Below are 16,094 nucleotides of genomic sequence, written 5' to 3' on the forward strand. Positions count from 1 at the left end.
TCTTCCCAGACCTTCGAGCCTCTCAGCCCGGCCGTTGTACCCGGTTGCGGTGGAAGCCGCTGCTTCCGCTCCGGCTCCGGTGCTACCGGACTCCCTCGCTCGCCCCGTAGGCCACTTCCACTGTACTCAGGGCTAAAGCGGACCACCAGGGGCAAATGCCTCCAATTCATTATTTTCTCCATGTAATTCCGGCCCTCGTGCCCCCTGTGCCCCTGCTCTCCCGTCCGCGACACGACTGTCATCGAGGAGCCGTTGTGCGATCCGTTGACGCGGCCGCGCGGCGCCCCTACCGTCACTTGGCGCACCACCCAATGAACGACAGTTCACTGTGCGAACGGAACTGATCAGATCAGGGAGTGCCCATGCGTCGCACCTTTCCCCTGCTCCTGTCGGCGGCAGCGCTCCTCGCCGCCGGACTCACCGCTTGCGGCGACTCCGGCGACTCCGCCGGCAAGGGCGGTCCCTCCGGCTCCGGCAGAGGCACACGGAGCGTCACGGTCGGCGCCATCGCCATCGTCGACACCGCACCGGTGTACCTCGCCCAGAGCCAGGGCTTCTTCAAGAAGCACGGCATCGACGCGAAGATCACCTCGGTGCAGGGCGGCGCCGCCAGCATCACCGGCGTGATGGGCGGCCAGTTCGCCTTCGGCTTCGCCAACACCACCTCCCTGCTCACGGCACAGCAGCAGGGCCTGCCGCTCAAGGTCGTCGCCAACGGCGTCGCCTCCACCGGTGAGCGGGACACCGACTACAGCGCCGTCCTCGTCCCGGCCGGCAGCCCGGTGAAGTCCGCGAAGGACCTCGCGGGCAGGACCGTCGCGGTCAACCAGCTGAAGAACATCGGCGACACGACCGTGCGCGCCGCCGTGCGCAAGGACGGCGGCGACGCCTCCAAGGTGGAGTTCGTCGAGATGCCCTTCCCCGACATGCCGGCCGCCCTGTCCAAGGGCCGGGTCGACGCGGTCTGGGAGGTCGAGCCCTTCGTCACCCAGGCCACGGGCCAGGGGGCCCGCGCCGTCGCGTGGCCCTACGCCGATGCCGCGCCGGACCTCACCGTGGCCATGTACTTCACCACCCAGCAGACCGTCCAGCAGGACCCGGAGCTGGTGAAGGACTTCACCGCCGCCATGAACGAGGCCCTCGCCTACGCCGACGCCCACCCCGACGCGGTGCGCGAGACCCTGAAGTCCTACACCTCGATCCCCGCCGAGGCCATCGCCAAGATCAAGCTCCCCAAGTGGCCGACCGAGATCAACCGGGAGTCCGTCCAGACCGTCGCCGACGACGCCCGCCAGGACGGCACGCTCACCAAGGACGCCGACCTCCCGGCCCTCCTGCCATGAGGGGACGCGACGCCGCGTACGGAGCGGCCGGCCTCGCGGTGCTGTTCGGCACCGCCGAGGCCGTCCCGCGGCTCGGCTGGGTCTCGCGGGACTTCCTGCCCCCGGCGAGCGAGATCCTGCGCACCCTCGGCCACGAATTGACCACCCGTCAGCTCTGGTCGGCGCTCGGCGACACCATGAGCGCCTGGGCCCTGGGCCTGGCCATCGCCTTCGTCCTCGCCGTCGCGCTCGGCACCCTCATCGACGCCGTTCCCGGCGCCCGTGCCGCCACCGCCTCCACCGTCGAGTTCCTCCGCCCCATCCCCTCCGTGGCGCTCATCCCGCTCGCCACCCTCCTCTTCGGCGCCGACCTCGGCTCCAGTCTCCTGCTGGTCGTCTACGCCGCCTTCTGGCAGGTGCTCATCCAAGTGCTGTACGGCGTCGCCGACGTCGACCCGGTCGCCCGCGAGACCGCCCGCTCCTACCGCCTCGGGCACTGGACGACGCTGCGCCGCCTCGTCTGGCCCACCGCGCTCCCTTACGTCATGACCGGACTCCGGCTCGCCGCCTCCGTCGCCTTCATCCTCGCCGTCACCGCCGAACTGGTCATCGGCAGCCCCGGACTCGGACTGCGCATCCAGCTCGCCCAGTCCGGCGGCGCCGTCGCCACCGTGTACGCCCTGATCACCCTCGCCGGGATCATCGGTGTCGTCGTCAACCTCGCCGTACGCCGCCTGGAGCGGTGGCTGCTGGCCTGGCACCCCTCCGTGCGCGGGGAGGCCGCCGCATGAGCCGCCTCGCGCGCCTCCTGCTCGCGGCCCTGCGGGTGCTGGGACTGCCCGTCCTCCTCGTCCTCGGCTGGTGGGCTTGGAGCATGTGGCAGCCCAGCTTCTACGTCCCCCCGCCGCAGCGCATCGCCGCCGTCTTCGGCGACGTGTGGCTCACCGCGCGCCTGACCGACGACGTCCTGCCCAGCCTCGCCAGGCTCCTCGCCGGGTACGCGCTCGCCGCGCTGCTCGGCGTCGCCCTCGGCACCGCCGTCGGCCTCTCGGCCCGGCTGCGCGCCGCCACCGAACCCGCGCTGGAGTTCTTCCGGGCGATCCCGCCACCCGTGCTCGTGCCGCTGATCATGCTCGTCGCCGGGCTCGACACCACCATGAAGGTCCTCGTCATCGTCTCCGGCGCGATCTGGCCCGTCCTGCTCAACACCATCGAGGGCGTCCGCGCCGTGGACGAGGTGCTCGCCGACACCGCCCGCGTCTACGGCCTGCGCGGCCCCGCCCGGCTGCGGCGCCTCGTCCTGCCCGCCGCGAGCCCGCAGATCATGGCGGGACTGCGGCAGGCGCTGTCGCTGGCCATCATCCTCATGGTCATCGCGGAGATGTTCGCCAGCACCTCGGGCATCGGCCACTCGGTCGTGCTGTTCCAGCGGCAGTTCCAGATCCCCGAGATGTGGAGCGGCATCGTGCTGCTCGGCCTGGTCGGCTTCCTGCTCTCGCTCGCCTTCCGCGCCCTCGAGCGCCGGGTCCTGCACTGGCACCAACGGGAGACACATGCTTGAGATCACCGGACTGCGCAAGGTGTACGAGGGCCGCGGCCGCGTCGTCGAGGCGCTGCGCGGCATCGACCTCACCGTCGACCGCGGCGAACTCGTCTGCGTCGTGGGCCCGTCCGGCTGCGGCAAGACCACCCTGCTCAAATGCGTCGCCGGACTCCTGACGCCCACCGCGGGCCAGGTCCGGCTCGCCGGGCGCGTCGTCGACGGACCGCCGCCCGGCATGGCGGTGGTCTTCCAGGAGTACGGCCGCAGCCTCTTCCCCTGGCTGACGGTCAGCCAGAACGTCGAACTCCCGCTCCGCGAGAAGCGCGTGCCCCGCCCGCGCCGCACCGCCCTCGTCCAGCAGGCGCTTGCCGCCGTCGGCCTGGCGGACGCGGGCGCCGCCCACCCCTGGCAGTTGTCCGGAGGCATGCAGCAACGCGTCGCCATCGCCCGCGCCGTCGCCTACGAGCCCCAGGTCCTGCTCATGGACGAGCCCTTCGCCGCCGTGGACGCCCAGACCCGCGCCGACCTCGAGGACCTCCTCCTCGGGCTCTGGCACCGTCTCGGCATCACCACGATGCTCGTCACCCACGACATCGACGAGGCCGTCTACCTCGCCCGCCGTGTCGTCGTCCTCTCCGCCGCGCCCACCGTCGTCCAGGAGGACCTGCCCGTCGACCTCCCCCACGACCGCGACCAGATCATCACCCGCTCCGACCCTCGCTTCGCCGAACTGCGCGCCCACGTCTACGGGCACATCCGCGCCGCCAAGACGGGTCCGGGACGGCCGCCCGCGGGCACCATGAAGACATGAGACGGTCCACGGCCGCGCTCGGCAGCGCGGTATTCCTCCTCGCGGCGCCCGGCGTCGTGGCGGGACTCGTGCCCTGGTGGCTCACCCGGTACGCCTCCGGCGACGGCCCCTGGCCGGTACGGGTGGCCGGCGGTCTGCTCGCCCTCGCTGGGGCGGCAGTGCTCCTGCACGGCTTCGCCCGCTTCGTACGCGAGGGGCGCGGCACGCCCGCGCCCGTCGCCCCCACCGAACGCCTCGTCACCGGCGGCGCGTACGCCCGGGTCCGCAACCCCATGTATCTGGCCGTCGTGGCGCTCGTCGCCGGGCAGGGACTGCTGCTCCTGCGGCCGGTCCTGTTCCTCTACGCCGCCGCGGTGTGGCTGACGGTCGCCGCGTTCGTCCGCTGGTACGAGGAGCCGACGCTGCGCGCGGCCCACGGCGAGGCGTACGAGGCGTACCGCCGGGCCGTGCCCGCGTGGCTGCCGCGGTTCCCTCAGACCCGGTCGAAGGGCTCCGCGTAGCGGAACGCCCCGCTGACCGAAGGGGTGTAGGCGGACAGCGGGCGCACCTGGAAGTACGGCCCCCAGGCCGGTTCGGGCGGCGTGATCCGGTAGTCCGTGCTCGCCCGGAAGCCGTACCGGCCGTAGTAGTCCGGGCTGCCCAGCAGCGCCACGAGCGGTTCCCCGAGGCCGTCCGCCGCGCCCAGCACGGTGTGCACCAGCGCCAGGCCGACGCCCTTGCGCTGGTACTCCGGCGCGACGCTCAACGGGCCCAGACCGAGCACGGGCGTGCCGCCGGCGTGCGCCCGCGTGCAGACGACATGGCCGACGACGCTCTCGCCGTCGGCGTCCACGGCGACCAGTGACAGCTCCGGCAGCCAGGCGTCGCACTTCCGCAACTCGGCCAGCAGCGTGACCTCGACGGGGACGGGATGCTCGGCGGAGGCGAACGCCTCCGCGGTGAGTGCCTGTACGGCCGGGACGTCTTCGGGGGTCTCACGTCGAATCAGCACCCGGGCAGTCTGGACGCCCCGCCCCTGCCCGGCAAGCGCATTTCGAGCGCGGCCATTGCGTTGGCCGCCCTTCCGGGGGGGTGTCCACGGCGGTTCGCGGCGGCCCGGCGCGGGGACTGCCGCGCATACCGCGTGGTCACGGGGGCGTCCCGCGGTGGTCGTCATCGACCGCGCCGCGCGAGGCGCCCGCCCGGTCGGCGGGTTGACGACGCGTGTGCGCGCCGTCGCCCGCCGGTTCGGGCGTGGATGCCCCGGCCGCGGCGCGGACGGCCTTGTCCACCGTGCCGCGGTGGCGAAGGGGTTCGGGTCGTCGACGGCTCCGGTGACGCCGCGAGCGGACAGGGCGTCGTCGTGCCGGTTCGGCAGTGCGCAGGCATCCGCCGCGCTCTCCGGTGGCGCCTGCGCCACGCCGGGTGGGCGGCCAGGCTCATGCCGTGGTCGTTGCGGGCCCCCGCGCCCGCGCGGCCGTCACGTGCGCCGGGCGGCGCGCAGCCGCGGCCGACGGCCGGGGCCAGGGGTGCCGTCCCGGGTCAGCACGCGTCCCCGTAGTGGCCGCGCCGGGTCGTCACCGCCCGCGGCACGGGCGTGCCGCGCCGCCGCGTGAGGCCGGCTCCGTGTCGGCCTGGGCGGATACGCGGGTGCGGGGGAGGGGCAGCGCGGCAAAGAGGCCTGGCCATGGGGCACTTCCCGGGCCCGTGCCGCGCCGGGTCGTCACCGCCCCCGGCGCGAGCGTGCCGCGATGCCGTGTGAGGCCGGCTCCGTGCCGGCCTGGGCGGATACGCGGGTGCGGGGGACGGGCCGCGCGGCAAAGAGGCCCGGTCGTGGGGCACGTCCCTCGCCGTCCCGGGCCGGTACGCGTCCCCGTAGTGGCCGCGCCGGGTCGTCACCGCCCGCGGCACGGGCGTGCCGCGATGCCGTGTGAGGCCGGCTCCGTGTCGGCCTGGGCGGATACGCGGGTGCGGGGGACGGGCCGCGCGGCAAAGAGGCCTGGCCATGGGGCACTTCCCGGGCCCGTGCCGCGCCGGGTCGCCACCGCCCCCGGCGCGAGCGTGCCGCGATGCCGTGTGAGGCCGGCTCCGTGTCGGCCTGGGCGGATACGCGGGTGCGGGGGAGGGGCCGCGCGGCAAAGAGGCCTGGCCATGGGGCACTTCCCGGGCCCGTGCCGCGCCGGGTCGTCACCGCCCCCGGCGCGAGCGTGCCGCGCCACCGCGTCAGACCGGCTCCGTGTCGGCCGGGGCCGATACGCGGGGGCCGGGGAGGGTGCCCGGGAAGGGGCCGCGCAGCAAGGAGGCGAGGCCGTGGGCGAGTTCCTCGCGCCAGCACAGGTAGTCGTGGCCGCCGTTGTACTCGTGGTGCGCCACCTCGTAGCCCTGGGCCAGCAGGGTGTCCCGCAGCCGCCGGACCACGGCCGTCAGGCCCCATTCCTGCAGGCCCGCCGACAGGTGGAACCGCACCGGTCTTCGCGCCAGCGACGCCACGCGCCCGGTCAGCCACTCTTCGGGCAGGGCTCCCGCGCGCCGCCCGGCCGGCCACCAGAAGGCGCCGGACTGGGCGAGCACGTTCCCGAACCGCTCGGGCCGGCGCAACGCGGCGTACGCGGCGGCCAGTCCGCCGAGGCCCTGGCCGGCGACGACCGTGCGTGCCGGGTCGCCGCTGACCGGCCACCGACGCGCGGCCCAGGGCAGCAGTTCACGGGTCAGGAAGGCTACGAAGCGGTCGTCGCAGGTGAGTTCGCGGCGCCGGGTGTCGCTGTCCAGCGCGTCCGGCATCAGCGCGACGAGCGGGGGCAGGGCGCCGGCCGCCACGAGCCCGTCGAGCAGCGCCGAGACGTCGAGGTGCTGCTGCCACACGTCCCCGTCGAGCAGCACCACCACCGGCAGCCCGGCGAGGTCCTCGTAGCCGGACGGGGCGTAGGCCCACACACGGCGCCAGTTGCGCAGGTGAGCGCTGCGCATGGTGTGGACGGACACCTCGCCCACCGGCGTCCCGGGCCGGTTCCGCCCCGCGCCGAGCGGCGCCGGTGCCGCGGGGAGGGCGACCACCGACAGCGGCTCGGTGCCCCAGCGGGTGGGGAAATCCGCCCGGTTGAGCGGGTCGCGCCGCGGGTTCCGCCGCAATCCGCGCAGGTACGCCTGGCCCTTGGGCCCCGACGGGGCCACGCCCGCGCCGTCGCCCTCGTCCACGCAGAGCGCGTACGTGGCGCGCCAGTCGGCCCGCATCCTTATCGTCCAGTGCCACACGTCCGTGCCCGGCACGCGCGACATCAGGTTGCCGGCCAGGTCGTCAGGGTCGAGCACCTGGTTGGGCAGGGCCAGTACGGCGCGCGTTGCGGCCGTGCCGCGCCACAGGAAGGTGACCGCGGCGTGCCCGGGGTCGCCGTCCAGGCGCTCCACCAGTGGTGTCCCCTCGGCCTCCACGGCCCGCCAGAACTCGGCCTCGCGCTCGGGGCGGGCGGCGAGCGCCGCCAGCCGCGGACTGTGCGCGCGTTCGACCGGGGCGGGACGCGGAACGCGGGGCGCGCGCGAGGGCGTGCCGTTCGGCGGGCTCCACAGCGTGGACAGCATGATCGGCAAACCCTCCCGGACCTGTCCGACGGCAAAAGAAGGCCAAAATGACGTTCACCATATATTGAAGTCCGCACGCGGCCCGTTCCGTGAGGTCCAAACCCCTGACGGCGCAGGCCGAAAGGGGGTTCCATGTCCTCACCCGACCACCGGTGACAGAGAGAGGGACCTCTTGGCCACCACCGTGCGACGCACCACCCTCACCCTCCCGGCCAGCCCGCTCGGCCCGGAGAACCCCCTGCCCGCGCTCCGCGCGTCCGGGGACCCGCACGTCCTCGACCCCGCCGAGAGCGCCGCGCTCCCGCCCGGCATGGCCCGGCGCATCGCCTACGGGCAACTGCGCACCCTGCTCCCCGTACCGCGTCTCGACGGCTACACCCGCGAACGCGTGCCCACCGCGCTGGACGCGGTCGTCCTGGAGAACGACCGGCTGCGCGCCACCGTCCTGCCCGGCCTCGGCGGCCGCCTGTACGCGCTGCACCACAAGCCCACGGGCCGTGAACTGCTGCACGCCGACCCCGTCCTGCAGTACGCCGACTTCGGCCTCGCCGGCGCCTGGTTCTCCGGCGGCGTCGAATGGAACCCCGGCGCCACCGGGCACACCACGCTCAGCTGCGCCCGGCTCCACGCCGCCCGCGTCCCCGCCCCCGACGGCGGCGAGATGCTCCGCCTCTGGGAGTGGGAGCGGCTGCGCGACCTGCCGTTCCAGATCGACCTGTGGCTCCCCGAGGGCTCCGACTTCCTCTACGCGGGGGTACGCGTCCGCAATCCTCACCACCGGACCGTTCCCCTCTACTGGTGGTCCAACACCGCCGTACCCCAGACACCTGGCACCCGCGTCGTCGCACCCGCCACCCACGCCTGGCACTTCGGCGCCTCCCGCACCCTCCAGCGGGTGCCCGCCCCCGAGGCGCCCACCGCCTCCGAGCACCCCGCGGACTGGTTCTACGACCTGCCCGACGGCACCCGCCCCTGGATCGCCGCCCTCGACGCCGACGGCCGCGGCCTCGTGCAGACCTCCACCGACGCCCTCGGCGGCCGCAAGCTCTTCGTCTGGGGCCGGGGTCCCGGCGGACGCCGCTGGCAACGCTGGCTCGCCGGGGACGAGGGCGACGCCCCGGGCTACCTGGAGATCCAGGCCGGACTCGCCCCCACCCAGCTGGAACACCTCCCCCTGGCCCCGGGTGCCGCCGTGAGCTGGCTGGAGGCCTACGGCCCGCTGGAGACCGCTCCCGGCGCCGGTTCCCGCGCCGTGGCGGAACGGCTGGAGGCGGTCCTGCCGCGCGAACACCTGCGCGCCGCCCACGAGGCGTGGCTGCCCGCCGCGGACACCGAGCCCAAGGACGTCCTCGCCACCGGCTCCGGCTGGGGTGCGCTGGAGGTCACCCGCGGCCGCTTCGACCTGCCCGGCACGCCCTTCGCCGCCGACACCATGGGCGAGCGGCAGAAACCCTGGCTGGAACTCCTGCTCGCCGGGGTCTTCCCGCGGCTCGGCGAGGACTCCGTCCCCGGCCCCGCGCTCGTCTCCCCGGAGTGGCGGGAACTGCTGGAGACCGCGGCCACCTACGAGGGCAACGGCTGGGCCCTGGACTACCACTTGGGCCTCGCCCAGTGGCACGCAGGTGACCGCGCCCAGGCCGTGCTCAGCTGGGAACGGGCCGCCGCGGGGTCGGGTTCGTGCCTGCCGCTGCACTGCCTGGCCGTCGCCGACCAGACCGACGGCAATCCGGAGCGCGCCGCCCAGCGCCACCTCGACGCCTTCCGGGCCGTCCCCGGGGGCGACGCCTGGGCCACCGCCGCGGGCGCCCTGGCCCGCGAGGCCGTACCGGCCCTTCTGGCCGCCCGCCGCCCCGGCGACGCCGCCGCCGTGCTGGAAGCCCTGCCCGGCGCCCTCCGCGCCCGCGGGCGCTTCCGGCTGCTGCACGCCCAAGTCCTGCTCGCCGCGGGCGACGTCGCGGCCGCTCGGGCCGTCTTCGACGAGGGCTTCACCGTCGACGACCTCAGGGAGGGGGAGGAGTCGCTGCACACCACATGGCAGGCCCTCACCGACGAACCGCTGCCCCGGGCGTACGACTTCCGGATGGCACCGGCACCCTGAAAAACCGTTCGCCCGCGACGCGCGGCACCCCGCACAGTGGTCCGATCCACGCACCACCACGAGGGGGAACCCGATGTCGACGCTGCGCGTCACGGCCGAACGGCTCACCGTCCACGACCACCCGAACGCGGACGCCCTGGAACTCGCCCAGGTCGGCCTCTACCGGGCGGTCGTGGCCAAGGGCGCCTACCGGACCGGTGACTTCGCGCTGTACATCCCCGAGCAGTCCGTGCTGCCTTCCGCGCTCATCGACGAGCTCGGCCTGACCGGACGGCTCGCCGGCCCCGCGGCCGACCGCGTCAAGGCGGTGCGGCTGCGCGGCGAGCTGTCCCAGGGCATCGTCTGCCGCCCGGCCGCGCTCGAGGGCACGGACCTGGCGCGGGCCGCCGGCGACGCCACCGACTTCGCGGAGCTGCTCGGCATCACCAAGTGGGTGCCGCCTGTCCCGGTGTCGATGAGCGGCGACGTGGAGTCCGCGCCGGACCTGCTGCCGTGGATCGACATCGAGAACGTCAAGCGCCACCCCGAGGTGTTCGGCGAGGGCGAGCCGGTCGCGATCACCGAGAAGCTCCACGGAACGGCCTGCTGCCTGACCTACCTCGCCGACTCGGGACGTGTGCTGGTCACCTCCAAAGGGCTGGGCGCCCAGCGCCTCGCCCTGAAGGAGGCCGACGGCAACCTCTACTGGCGCGCCGTCCGCGGACACGGCCTGCCCGACGTCGCCGCGGCCCTCGCCGGCCGGCTCGGCGCCACCCGCGTGGCGATCTTCGGCGAGGTCTACGGCGCCGGTGTCCAGGACCTCGGCTACGGCGCCGACGCGGGCCGCGGCACGCCCGGCTACGCGGCCTTCGACGTCGCCGCCGAGATCGACGGGGCGGTCCGCTGGCTCGACCCCGCCGAGGTCCTCCCGGCCGGGAGCGTGCCGCTGGTGCCCACGCTCCACCAGGGCCCGTACGACCTCGACGTCGTCCTGGAGCTCGCGCGGGGCGCCGAGACCGTCTCCGGCCGCGCCCTGCACCTGCGCGAGGGCGTCGTGGTCCGGGCGGCCCCCGACCGGCACAGCCCCGAGCTCGGCGGACGCGCCGTCCTCAAGGCGGTCAGCGACGCCTACCTCACCCGCAAGGGCGGCACCGAGTACGAGTGACACCCGCGGAGCACGCATGACCGTTCCCCCGCTGGGTACGCGCAGCCCCCGAGCCACCCCGTACGCAAGCAACGGAAAGGGAACGGCCATGACCGATTTCACCACTCCGAACGGTGCGCAGCCCCCGGCACAGCGTGCCCTGCACGAGATCGCCACCGGCGGTGACAACGCGGCCGCGCTCAGCACCCTGGCCGCCAGCGACATCCTGCTGCCGGTGCCGGGGGCGCCGGAGGAGTCCGCTGGGGACGGGGCGGAGCAGGAGACGATCAGCCTGCCGGTCTTCGAGCAGGAGGACGGGACGAAGCTGGTCCCGGTCTTCACCTCGGAGGTGCGCCTGGCGCACGCCCTGCCGAACGCGCGGGGGTACCGCATCCTGCCCCTCGCGGCGCTGAGCAGCGGCTGGCCGTCCGACGAGCTCACGCTCGCGATAGACGCGGGATCGCCGGACACCCTCACCATCAAGGGCGAGGGCGTCCGTGCGCTGGCAGGCCTGTCGGGCTGACCGACGGCGTCCGCCCACCCGCGCGTGCCACGCGGGCCGCGCCCCCGGGGAGCGCGGCCCGCGTCGTGCTGCCCGGGTCAGAGCGGCCGGTAGACGGTCAGGGCCTCGTTGGCCTTGTCGATGATCAGGTCGCGCGGTGCGGGCGCCACCTCGCCGTCGAAGGCCAGGCGGACGCCGGGGTCCACGCCGCCGATCCGCAGCCGCCGCAGCAGGGCCGTGGTGGAGCCGGTGAGGGCGGCCGCGAGCAGACGGGTGCGGGCGTAGGGGCTGCCGGGGACGATGCGGACGTCGAGCTGCCCGTCGGACAGGGCACGGCGGCGCAGCGGCGCCGGGCCGATGCTGCGGTAGGCGCCGTTGCCGGCGAAGAGCATCCACACCGAGTGCCGACGTCCGTTGATCTCCAAGTCGATCGGGGCGGAGGTGCGCAGCACGTGCAGCGCGGCCAGCACCCCCGCGGGCCAGCTGCCCACGCGCCGCGACCAGCGTTCGCGGTAGCGGACCAGGTCGGGGTAGACGCCGATGCTGAAGGTGTTGAGGAAGACCGTGGACCGCGCGGACCCGTCCTCCTCGCCAGCGGCGTCGCCGGTCGGGGAGACCCGCGCGACGTCGACGGCGATCGCGGTGCCCTCCCGGGCCGCCCGTGCGGCGTCCTCGATGCTCTCGATCGACAGGTCGAGCGCGAAGTGGTTGTACGTGCCGCCGGGGGAGACGAGCAACGGCACACCGTGCCGCAGCGCGACCGACGCGGCGAGGCTGACGCTGCCGTCCCCGCCGTGGATGCCGAGCGCGCCGCCGGCCTCCGCGGCCTGCTGGGCGGCCTTCTCCAGCATCTCGGCGAGGTCGTCGTCCTCGGAGCACTCCTCGACCACGGCCTCGGGCAGCGCGCCGCGCAGCCGCTCGGCCGGCGGGCCGAGCAGCGGCGGAGGGCCGGAGACCTCGTTGACCACCGCGTACAGCCCGCGGCCGTCGGGCAGGGCCGGGGCGTCGGCCCGGGGGGTGGGGGGCACCGCCAGCTGCCGCCCGGTGGGGACCAGGCCGCGCACGGCCAGGGCCGCGCCCGCGCCGAGGGCCATCCCGGCGGCGACGTCGCTGGGGTAGTGCACACCGGTGTAGATCCGGGAGAACGCCACAGACCAGGCGACCGGCAGCACCACGGCGCCCCAGCGGGGCGATTCCAGGGCGACGCCGGCGGCGAACGCGGCGGCCGACGCGGCGTGGCCGGACGGGAAGGACGTGGTGCCGGGCTGTCGCGACAGCCGGCGCATCACCGGCACGGCGTCGAGGACCGGGCGGTTGCGGCGCACCGCGCCCTTGCCGACGGTGTTGACCACCGCCGACGCCACCGCCAGCGACGCGGCGCCGCGCAGGGCGGCGCGCCGGCCGGTGCGGCCGCCGACGGCCGCGATGCCGGCCGCGACCCCGAACCACAGCAGCCCGTGGTTGGCCGCCTTGCTGAGCCGCGGCAGCACCGGCTCGGCGGCGGGCCACGAACGGGTCGCCACGTTCAGGAACAGCTCCTTGTCCCATGCGCTCAGGATCCGGCGCACAACGGCTACCTCCACGATCGATCGATTCCCGGACGGTGCGGTCGGTGCGGGCGCGCGGCGCGCGGGACCGGTGGACCGGCCCCGCGGCCCGCGTCGCGGTCGTGCGGCCCGTCAGGCCTCCGGGCGCATGCCCAGCGTCCGTACGACTTCCTGGACGTTGGCGTACCGCCGGTTGTCGCCGGGGAGTCCGTCCACCAGGTCGGTCAGGGGGTCCGGCGCGTGCCGGTCGCGCAGGGCCCGCAGCAGGTCGCCGCGCCGGGCGGGGAACGGCTCCCGGGTCAGATGCCTGCCGAGCTCGAACCGCACCGCCGTGCCCTCGGGGGCACCCGCCCAGGCGGGCCCGGTGCCGACCTCGGGGTCGTCGTCGGCGGCGGGTTCGGGGTCGTGCCACTCCTCGACCCGGGTGGAGTGCCCGGAGCGCAGCAGCTCGCGCAGCTCGTGCTTCATCTCGTCGTCACGGTGGACGCTCAGACGGTCGCTTCCTCGTTGCACGGTGGCTCCTTTCCTCAGGGGTCAGGTCTCTCCATCGTCTACCCGGACCAGGGGTCCGATGCCTGTTGAATGCCCACAGAAGCGGATGAATCCCCGCACCGGGGGTACCAAACGGGCGAGGTGACAGGAGGCGAAAGGAAGGTGCGCGACCCATGAGCCGCTACCCCGGCGGGGTCGACCCCGCAGACCTGGACGAACGACAACTGGTGCAGGAACTGGAGTCGGTCCACCGGACCCGCCACGAGACGCTGCTCTACGGCTCCGGGGCGGCCCTCGACGCCCACAACTCGCGGATGGCGGCCCTGGAGGGCGAGTACCTGCGCCGTCATCCCCATCGGATGGTCTCCGCCGGCCGTACGCGGGCCGGGGCGAGGGCCCGGACCCTGCGCATGCCGGTCCAGGCGCAGCAATAGCGGACCGGGCGAGGAGACCTCGCGGATCCGGGGCGCGCGGCCCCCCGACGGCCGCCGCACGCCTCTCCTGCCGCTCGCGGTCGCGTCCACTACCACCGGTACCAGCGCGAGCCGCCGGAACCGCTCCGTGCCACGAATCCGAGCAGCCACAGCACCAGGACGAGCAGGGCGGCCCACCACAGGACGTCGACCGCGAAAGCCGCGCCGAACAGGACGAGGGCCAGTAGCAGGACGACGAGCAGCGGGACCATGGGAACACCTCCTGGATTCCGGTTGCCCTGGATTCCCGGTGGCACGCAGCGGGATTCGCGCGCCCCGGCGGCGGGAGCGCGGAGCGCGTGCGAGGGTGGCGGCGGGGGCCGGGCCGTGCCCGGTCGCCGGATCCCGCCGGTCACCCGATCCCACCGGAGGTACGGATGCAGCGGACCTCACCGCCGGCCCCTGCCGGGCGCCTCGCGCGGGCCGGTCTGCGCCCCGACCCGGGGTTGCCGGTGCCGCCGTACTGGGCGGAGCGGCTGTCCGCGGGCATGCCGGGCGGTGCCGTGCCGGAGCCGCCCGGGGGCGGTGAGGCGGTGCGCGCGGCCGCCGCGGGTCACTGGGAGCGCCGTGGGCTCGCCACGACCGCGGCCGACACCGTCGCCGCGCCGGGCGCGGAGCCCCTGCTGCTGGCGCTGCTCGCCGCGGTGGACGGCGACGTCGTGCTCGCCAGGCCCGCCGCCGCCTGGCAGGCGCCGCTGGTGCGGACCCTGGGCCGGCGCGCCACGACCGTGCAGACCCCCGCGGTGGGCGGCGGCGCACCCGACCCCTTCGCCCTGCTGGAAACGGTACGCCGGGCCCGCGCGGAGGGCAGCGACCCGCGCGTGCTGCTCATGTCGGCCGCCGACGACCCCAGTGGGACGGTGACGCCCCCGGAACTGCTGCACGAGGTGTGCGAGGCGGCCGAGCAGTGCGGGCTGCTGCTGGTCTCCGACGAGACGTACGCCGACACGGTGCACCATCCGCACGAGACCGTGCTGCTCACCCCCGCCGAGATGCTGCCCGGCCGGACGATCGTCGTCGTGGACCTGTGCGCCGCCCTGGCCCCGCCGTCCTGGCCCGTGGCGATCGCCCGCTTCCCGGCCACCGCCGAGGGCGCGCGCCTGCGTGCCGCCGTGGCGGACCGCTGCGCCGGGCTGCGCGCGGTGCTTGCGGAGCCGGTGGCCGCCACGGCCGCCCACGCGCTCGCCGAGGGCGCGGACGTCCGGGCCCATCTCGCCGCCGCCACCCGCCTGCACGCCGCCCTCGGCGCTGCCTCGTACGTGGCGGTCACCCGTGCGGGCGCCTTGTGCCGCCCACCCGAAGCGGGCTTCCACCTCTACGCCGACCTCGGCCCCCTGCGGCACGCCCTGGCAGCCGCCGGCGTCACGGACGCGCCCACCCTGGAGGCCGCCCTGTCCGCCCGCCTCGGCCGGCCGGTCCCCGGCGGCCACCGCTTCGGCGACGACCCGTCCGCCCTCCACGTCCGCATCGACACCGGCCCCCTCCACGGCACCGACGACCGCCAGCGCCACGCCGCCCTCACCTCCGCGTCCCCCCTCGAACTCCCCCACGTCGCCGCGGCGTTGTCCGACCTCGAGTCCGCGATCACCGGCCTGGCCAGGGGCGCCGCCTGAGCCTCGCTGGTGACGGTGACGGCTCTGCCGCAGGACGCCGCGCGCGAGTTCGCCGAGCGGGCCGCCCACCGCGGTCGTGCTCGTGCTCGTCGCCCAGATCGCCCACGGCCTGGTGACCAACCCCTTCTACCAGTGGGACCGCTTCGCGTACTGGTTCGTCCGGCCGGTGATCCTGGACGGGCTGCTCATCACCCTGGAGGTGGCCGCGTACAGCGCTGTGCCCGGCCTGCTCGGCGGGATCGCGCTCGCACTGGCCAGGCTCTCCGGCAGCCCCGTGCTGCGCGCCGTCAGCTGGACGTACACCTGGCTGTTCCGCTCGGTGCCGCTCATCGTCGTGCTGCTGTTCCTGTACAACTTCAGTGCGGTGCCCGCCGGCCCGGGCTTCCGCGGCGTACCGCGGCGCGACGGGTGCGCTGACGTGACGGCGTGGAGATCGCTCCGCGCCGGTGCCGCGGCCGAGGTCGTCTGGCCGGGCACGAACGCGGGGCCGTCCGGGGCGAGTTCCGCGAAGCGGCTGTCCCCCTGGGTGCGCGGTGTGAGTGCGGGCGGGTTCGGCACGGAGCCGCTGCGGGCGCAATGAGGCCGGCGCAGGGCGCGCGTGGCTGCTGCGGCAGGGGCCGTCAGCGCCGTGCGCCCGCGCGGGCTGCGGGCCCCCGGGCGGCCGGGGTGAGGCCTATGTGACCCGTGGGTGCCGACCCGCGGCCGTAGGGGCGCCGGCTGCGGGGCGGCGCCATCCGCCTTCCCAGGCACCGTCGCGCAACCGCCGCAGGCCCGGTGCCCTGACGACGGCGCGTACCTGGGCCCGCTGCCGCGCTCTCCAGCCGGTAGGCCGCGAGCGGCGCCTTGAAGACGGGCGTGGATGGCGGGGCTACATCCGTGGACGTCGGCGGGTCCGGGGCTCCCGGGAGGCGGTCGGTGGCCGGGGTGTCGTCGGGGGGTGGTGTGAGCGCCTTCGGTACGGAGCCGGCGTGGGCGCGCGTGGCGGCCGGGGGTGTCGTCCGACCTGATGACGAGC

Annotated in this window: 15 protein-coding genes and 1 pseudogene; 11 read left to right on the top strand and 5 right to left on the bottom strand. The window is 75.1% G+C overall.

Going from position 1 to position 16,094, the window contains the following annotated elements; translation table 11 throughout:
• Nucleotides 1-362 precede the first annotated feature (362 nt).
• Genes ABZ312_RS23305 through ABZ312_RS23325 form a run of 5 tightly spaced genes read left to right on the top strand, consistent with a single transcriptional unit; the run spans nucleotide 363 to nucleotide 4,176 of the window.
• The gene (locus tag ABZ312_RS23305; protein ID WP_500438668.1) at nucleotides 363-1,343 is read left to right on the top strand and encodes an ABC transporter substrate-binding protein; all 981 of its coding nucleotides are present in this window, start codon (nucleotides 363-365) and stop codon (nucleotides 1,341-1,343) included.
• The gene (locus ABZ312_RS23310) at nucleotides 1,340-2,113 is read left to right on the top strand and encodes an ABC transporter permease (RefSeq protein WP_500321558.1); all 774 of its coding nucleotides are present in this window, start codon (nucleotides 1,340-1,342) and stop codon (nucleotides 2,111-2,113) included. The genes ABZ312_RS23305 and ABZ312_RS23310 overlap by 4 nt, the downstream gene beginning before the upstream one ends.
• Nucleotides 2,110-2,883: an ABC transporter permease gene (locus ABZ312_RS23315; RefSeq protein ID WP_500358682.1), complete on the top strand. Its 774-nt coding sequence runs from the start codon at nucleotides 2,110-2,112 to the stop codon at nucleotides 2,881-2,883. Before ABZ312_RS23310 ends, ABZ312_RS23315 begins: the two co-directional genes overlap by 4 nt.
• Nucleotides 2,876-3,676: an ABC transporter ATP-binding protein gene (locus tag ABZ312_RS23320; RefSeq protein ID WP_500321556.1), complete on the top strand. Its 801-nt coding sequence runs from the start codon at nucleotides 2,876-2,878 to the stop codon at nucleotides 3,674-3,676. The genes ABZ312_RS23315 and ABZ312_RS23320 overlap by 8 nt, the downstream gene beginning before the upstream one ends.
• Entirely contained in the window at nucleotides 3,673-4,176 is a 504-nt protein-coding gene (locus tag ABZ312_RS23325; protein WP_500321555.1) for a methyltransferase family protein, read from the top strand. The genes ABZ312_RS23320 and ABZ312_RS23325 overlap by 4 nt, the downstream gene beginning before the upstream one ends.
• Here the strand turns inward: ABZ312_RS23325 and ABZ312_RS23330 are convergent.
• Complete coding sequence (locus ABZ312_RS23330) at nucleotides 4,149-4,667, bottom strand: GNAT family N-acetyltransferase (protein ID WP_500321554.1); 519 nt, start codon at nucleotides 4,665-4,667, stop codon at nucleotides 4,149-4,151. The genes ABZ312_RS23325 and ABZ312_RS23330 overlap by 28 nt on opposite strands.
• Before the next feature lie 1,211 nt (nucleotides 4,668-5,878).
• Complete coding sequence (gene fes, locus ABZ312_RS23335; protein WP_500321553.1) at nucleotides 5,879-7,231, bottom strand: enterochelin esterase; 1,353 nt, start codon at nucleotides 7,229-7,231, stop codon at nucleotides 5,879-5,881.
• A 172-nt stretch (nucleotides 7,232-7,403) separates the two neighbouring features.
• Here fes and ABZ312_RS23340 point away from each other — a divergent pair, with 172 nt between their 5' ends.
• From ABZ312_RS23340 to ABZ312_RS23350, 3 genes are all read left to right on the top strand, one after another.
• Nucleotides 7,404-9,329 (top strand): DUF5107 domain-containing protein, encoded by a 1,926-nt coding sequence (locus tag ABZ312_RS23340; protein WP_500438669.1) that lies wholly within the window; start codon nucleotides 7,404-7,406, stop codon nucleotides 9,327-9,329.
• Between the two features lie 73 nt (nucleotides 9,330-9,402).
• Nucleotides 9,403-10,473, top strand: coding sequence for an RNA ligase (ATP) (locus ABZ312_RS23345; RefSeq protein ID WP_500321551.1), 1,071 nt, complete (start codon nucleotides 9,403-9,405; stop codon nucleotides 10,471-10,473).
• Between the two features lie 88 nt (nucleotides 10,474-10,561).
• Complete coding sequence (locus tag ABZ312_RS23350; RefSeq protein WP_499514843.1) at nucleotides 10,562-10,975, top strand: SseB family protein; 414 nt, start codon at nucleotides 10,562-10,564, stop codon at nucleotides 10,973-10,975.
• A gap of 77 nt (nucleotides 10,976-11,052) precedes the next feature.
• On the opposite strand, the gene ABZ312_RS23355 is transcribed toward ABZ312_RS23350, so the two are convergent.
• Nucleotides 11,053-12,522 (bottom strand): bifunctional phosphatase PAP2/diacylglycerol kinase family protein, encoded by a 1,470-nt coding sequence (locus ABZ312_RS23355; protein WP_500321985.1) that lies wholly within the window; start codon nucleotides 12,520-12,522, stop codon nucleotides 11,053-11,055.
• A gap of 111 nt (nucleotides 12,523-12,633) precedes the next feature.
• On the bottom strand, nucleotides 12,634-13,014 hold the full coding sequence (locus ABZ312_RS23360; protein ID WP_499514844.1) for a DUF2795 domain-containing protein: 381 nt from the start codon (nucleotides 13,012-13,014) through the stop codon (nucleotides 12,634-12,636).
• 152 nt (nucleotides 13,015-13,166) lie between these two features.
• Between ABZ312_RS23360 and ABZ312_RS23365 the strand changes: the two genes are divergently transcribed.
• Nucleotides 13,167-13,427, top strand: a complete 261-nt coding sequence (locus ABZ312_RS23365) for a DUF6158 family protein (protein WP_500321550.1) — start codon at nucleotides 13,167-13,169, stop codon at nucleotides 13,425-13,427.
• Nucleotides 13,428-13,516: 89 nt separating this feature from the next.
• Here the strand turns inward: ABZ312_RS23365 and ABZ312_RS23370 are convergent, their stop codons facing one another.
• A complete protein-coding gene (locus ABZ312_RS23370) occupies nucleotides 13,517-13,678 on the bottom strand; it encodes a hydrophobic protein (protein ID WP_500438670.1) in 162 nt (53 codons plus the stop codon).
• Nucleotides 13,679-13,843: 165 nt separating this feature from the next.
• Here ABZ312_RS23370 and ABZ312_RS23375 point away from each other — a divergent pair, with 165 nt between their 5' ends.
• Together ABZ312_RS23375 and ABZ312_RS23380 are read left to right on the top strand one after the other, a co-directional pair.
• Nucleotides 13,844-15,079: an aminotransferase class I/II-fold pyridoxal phosphate-dependent enzyme gene (locus ABZ312_RS23375; protein WP_500321548.1), complete on the top strand. Its 1,236-nt coding sequence runs from the start codon at nucleotides 13,844-13,846 to the stop codon at nucleotides 15,077-15,079.
• Nucleotides 15,080-15,155: 76 nt separating this feature from the next.
• A pseudogene (locus ABZ312_RS23380) lies at nucleotides 15,156-15,464 on the top strand (ABC transporter permease subunit); the annotation flags it as partial.
• Between the last annotated feature and the right edge of the window lie 630 nt (nucleotides 15,465-16,094).

The organism is Streptomyces sp. NPDC006207, assembly GCF_040613835.1.
Classification (GTDB): Bacteria; Actinomycetota; Actinomycetes; order Streptomycetales; family Streptomycetaceae; genus Actinacidiphila.

Coding starts and splice junctions, on each gene's coding strand:
- ABZ312_RS23305 (WP_500438668.1), top strand. CDS start 363: ATGCGTCGCACCTTTCCCCTGCTCCTGTCGGCGGCAGCGCTCCTCGCC.
- ABZ312_RS23310 (WP_500321558.1), top strand. CDS start 1,340: ATGAGGGGACGCGACGCCGCGTACGGAGCGGCCGGCCTCGCGGTGCTG.
- ABZ312_RS23315 (WP_500358682.1), top strand. CDS start 2,110: ATGAGCCGCCTCGCGCGCCTCCTGCTCGCGGCCCTGCGGGTGCTGGGA.
- ABZ312_RS23320 (WP_500321556.1), top strand. CDS start 2,876: ATGCTTGAGATCACCGGACTGCGCAAGGTGTACGAGGGCCGCGGCCGC.
- ABZ312_RS23325 (WP_500321555.1), top strand. CDS start 3,673: ATGAGACGGTCCACGGCCGCGCTCGGCAGCGCGGTATTCCTCCTCGCG.
- fes (WP_500321553.1), bottom strand. CDS start 7,231: ATGCTGTCCACGCTGTGGAGCCCGCCGAACGGCACGCCCTCGCGCGCG.
- ABZ312_RS23345 (WP_500321551.1), top strand. CDS start 9,403: ATGTCGACGCTGCGCGTCACGGCCGAACGGCTCACCGTCCACGACCAC.
- ABZ312_RS23350 (WP_499514843.1), top strand. CDS start 10,562: ATGACCGATTTCACCACTCCGAACGGTGCGCAGCCCCCGGCACAGCGT.
- ABZ312_RS23365 (WP_500321550.1), top strand. CDS start 13,167: ATGAGCCGCTACCCCGGCGGGGTCGACCCCGCAGACCTGGACGAACGA.
- ABZ312_RS23370 (WP_500438670.1), bottom strand. CDS start 13,678: ATGGTCCCGCTGCTCGTCGTCCTGCTACTGGCCCTCGTCCTGTTCGGC.
- ABZ312_RS23375 (WP_500321548.1), top strand. CDS start 13,844: ATGCAGCGGACCTCACCGCCGGCCCCTGCCGGGCGCCTCGCGCGGGCC.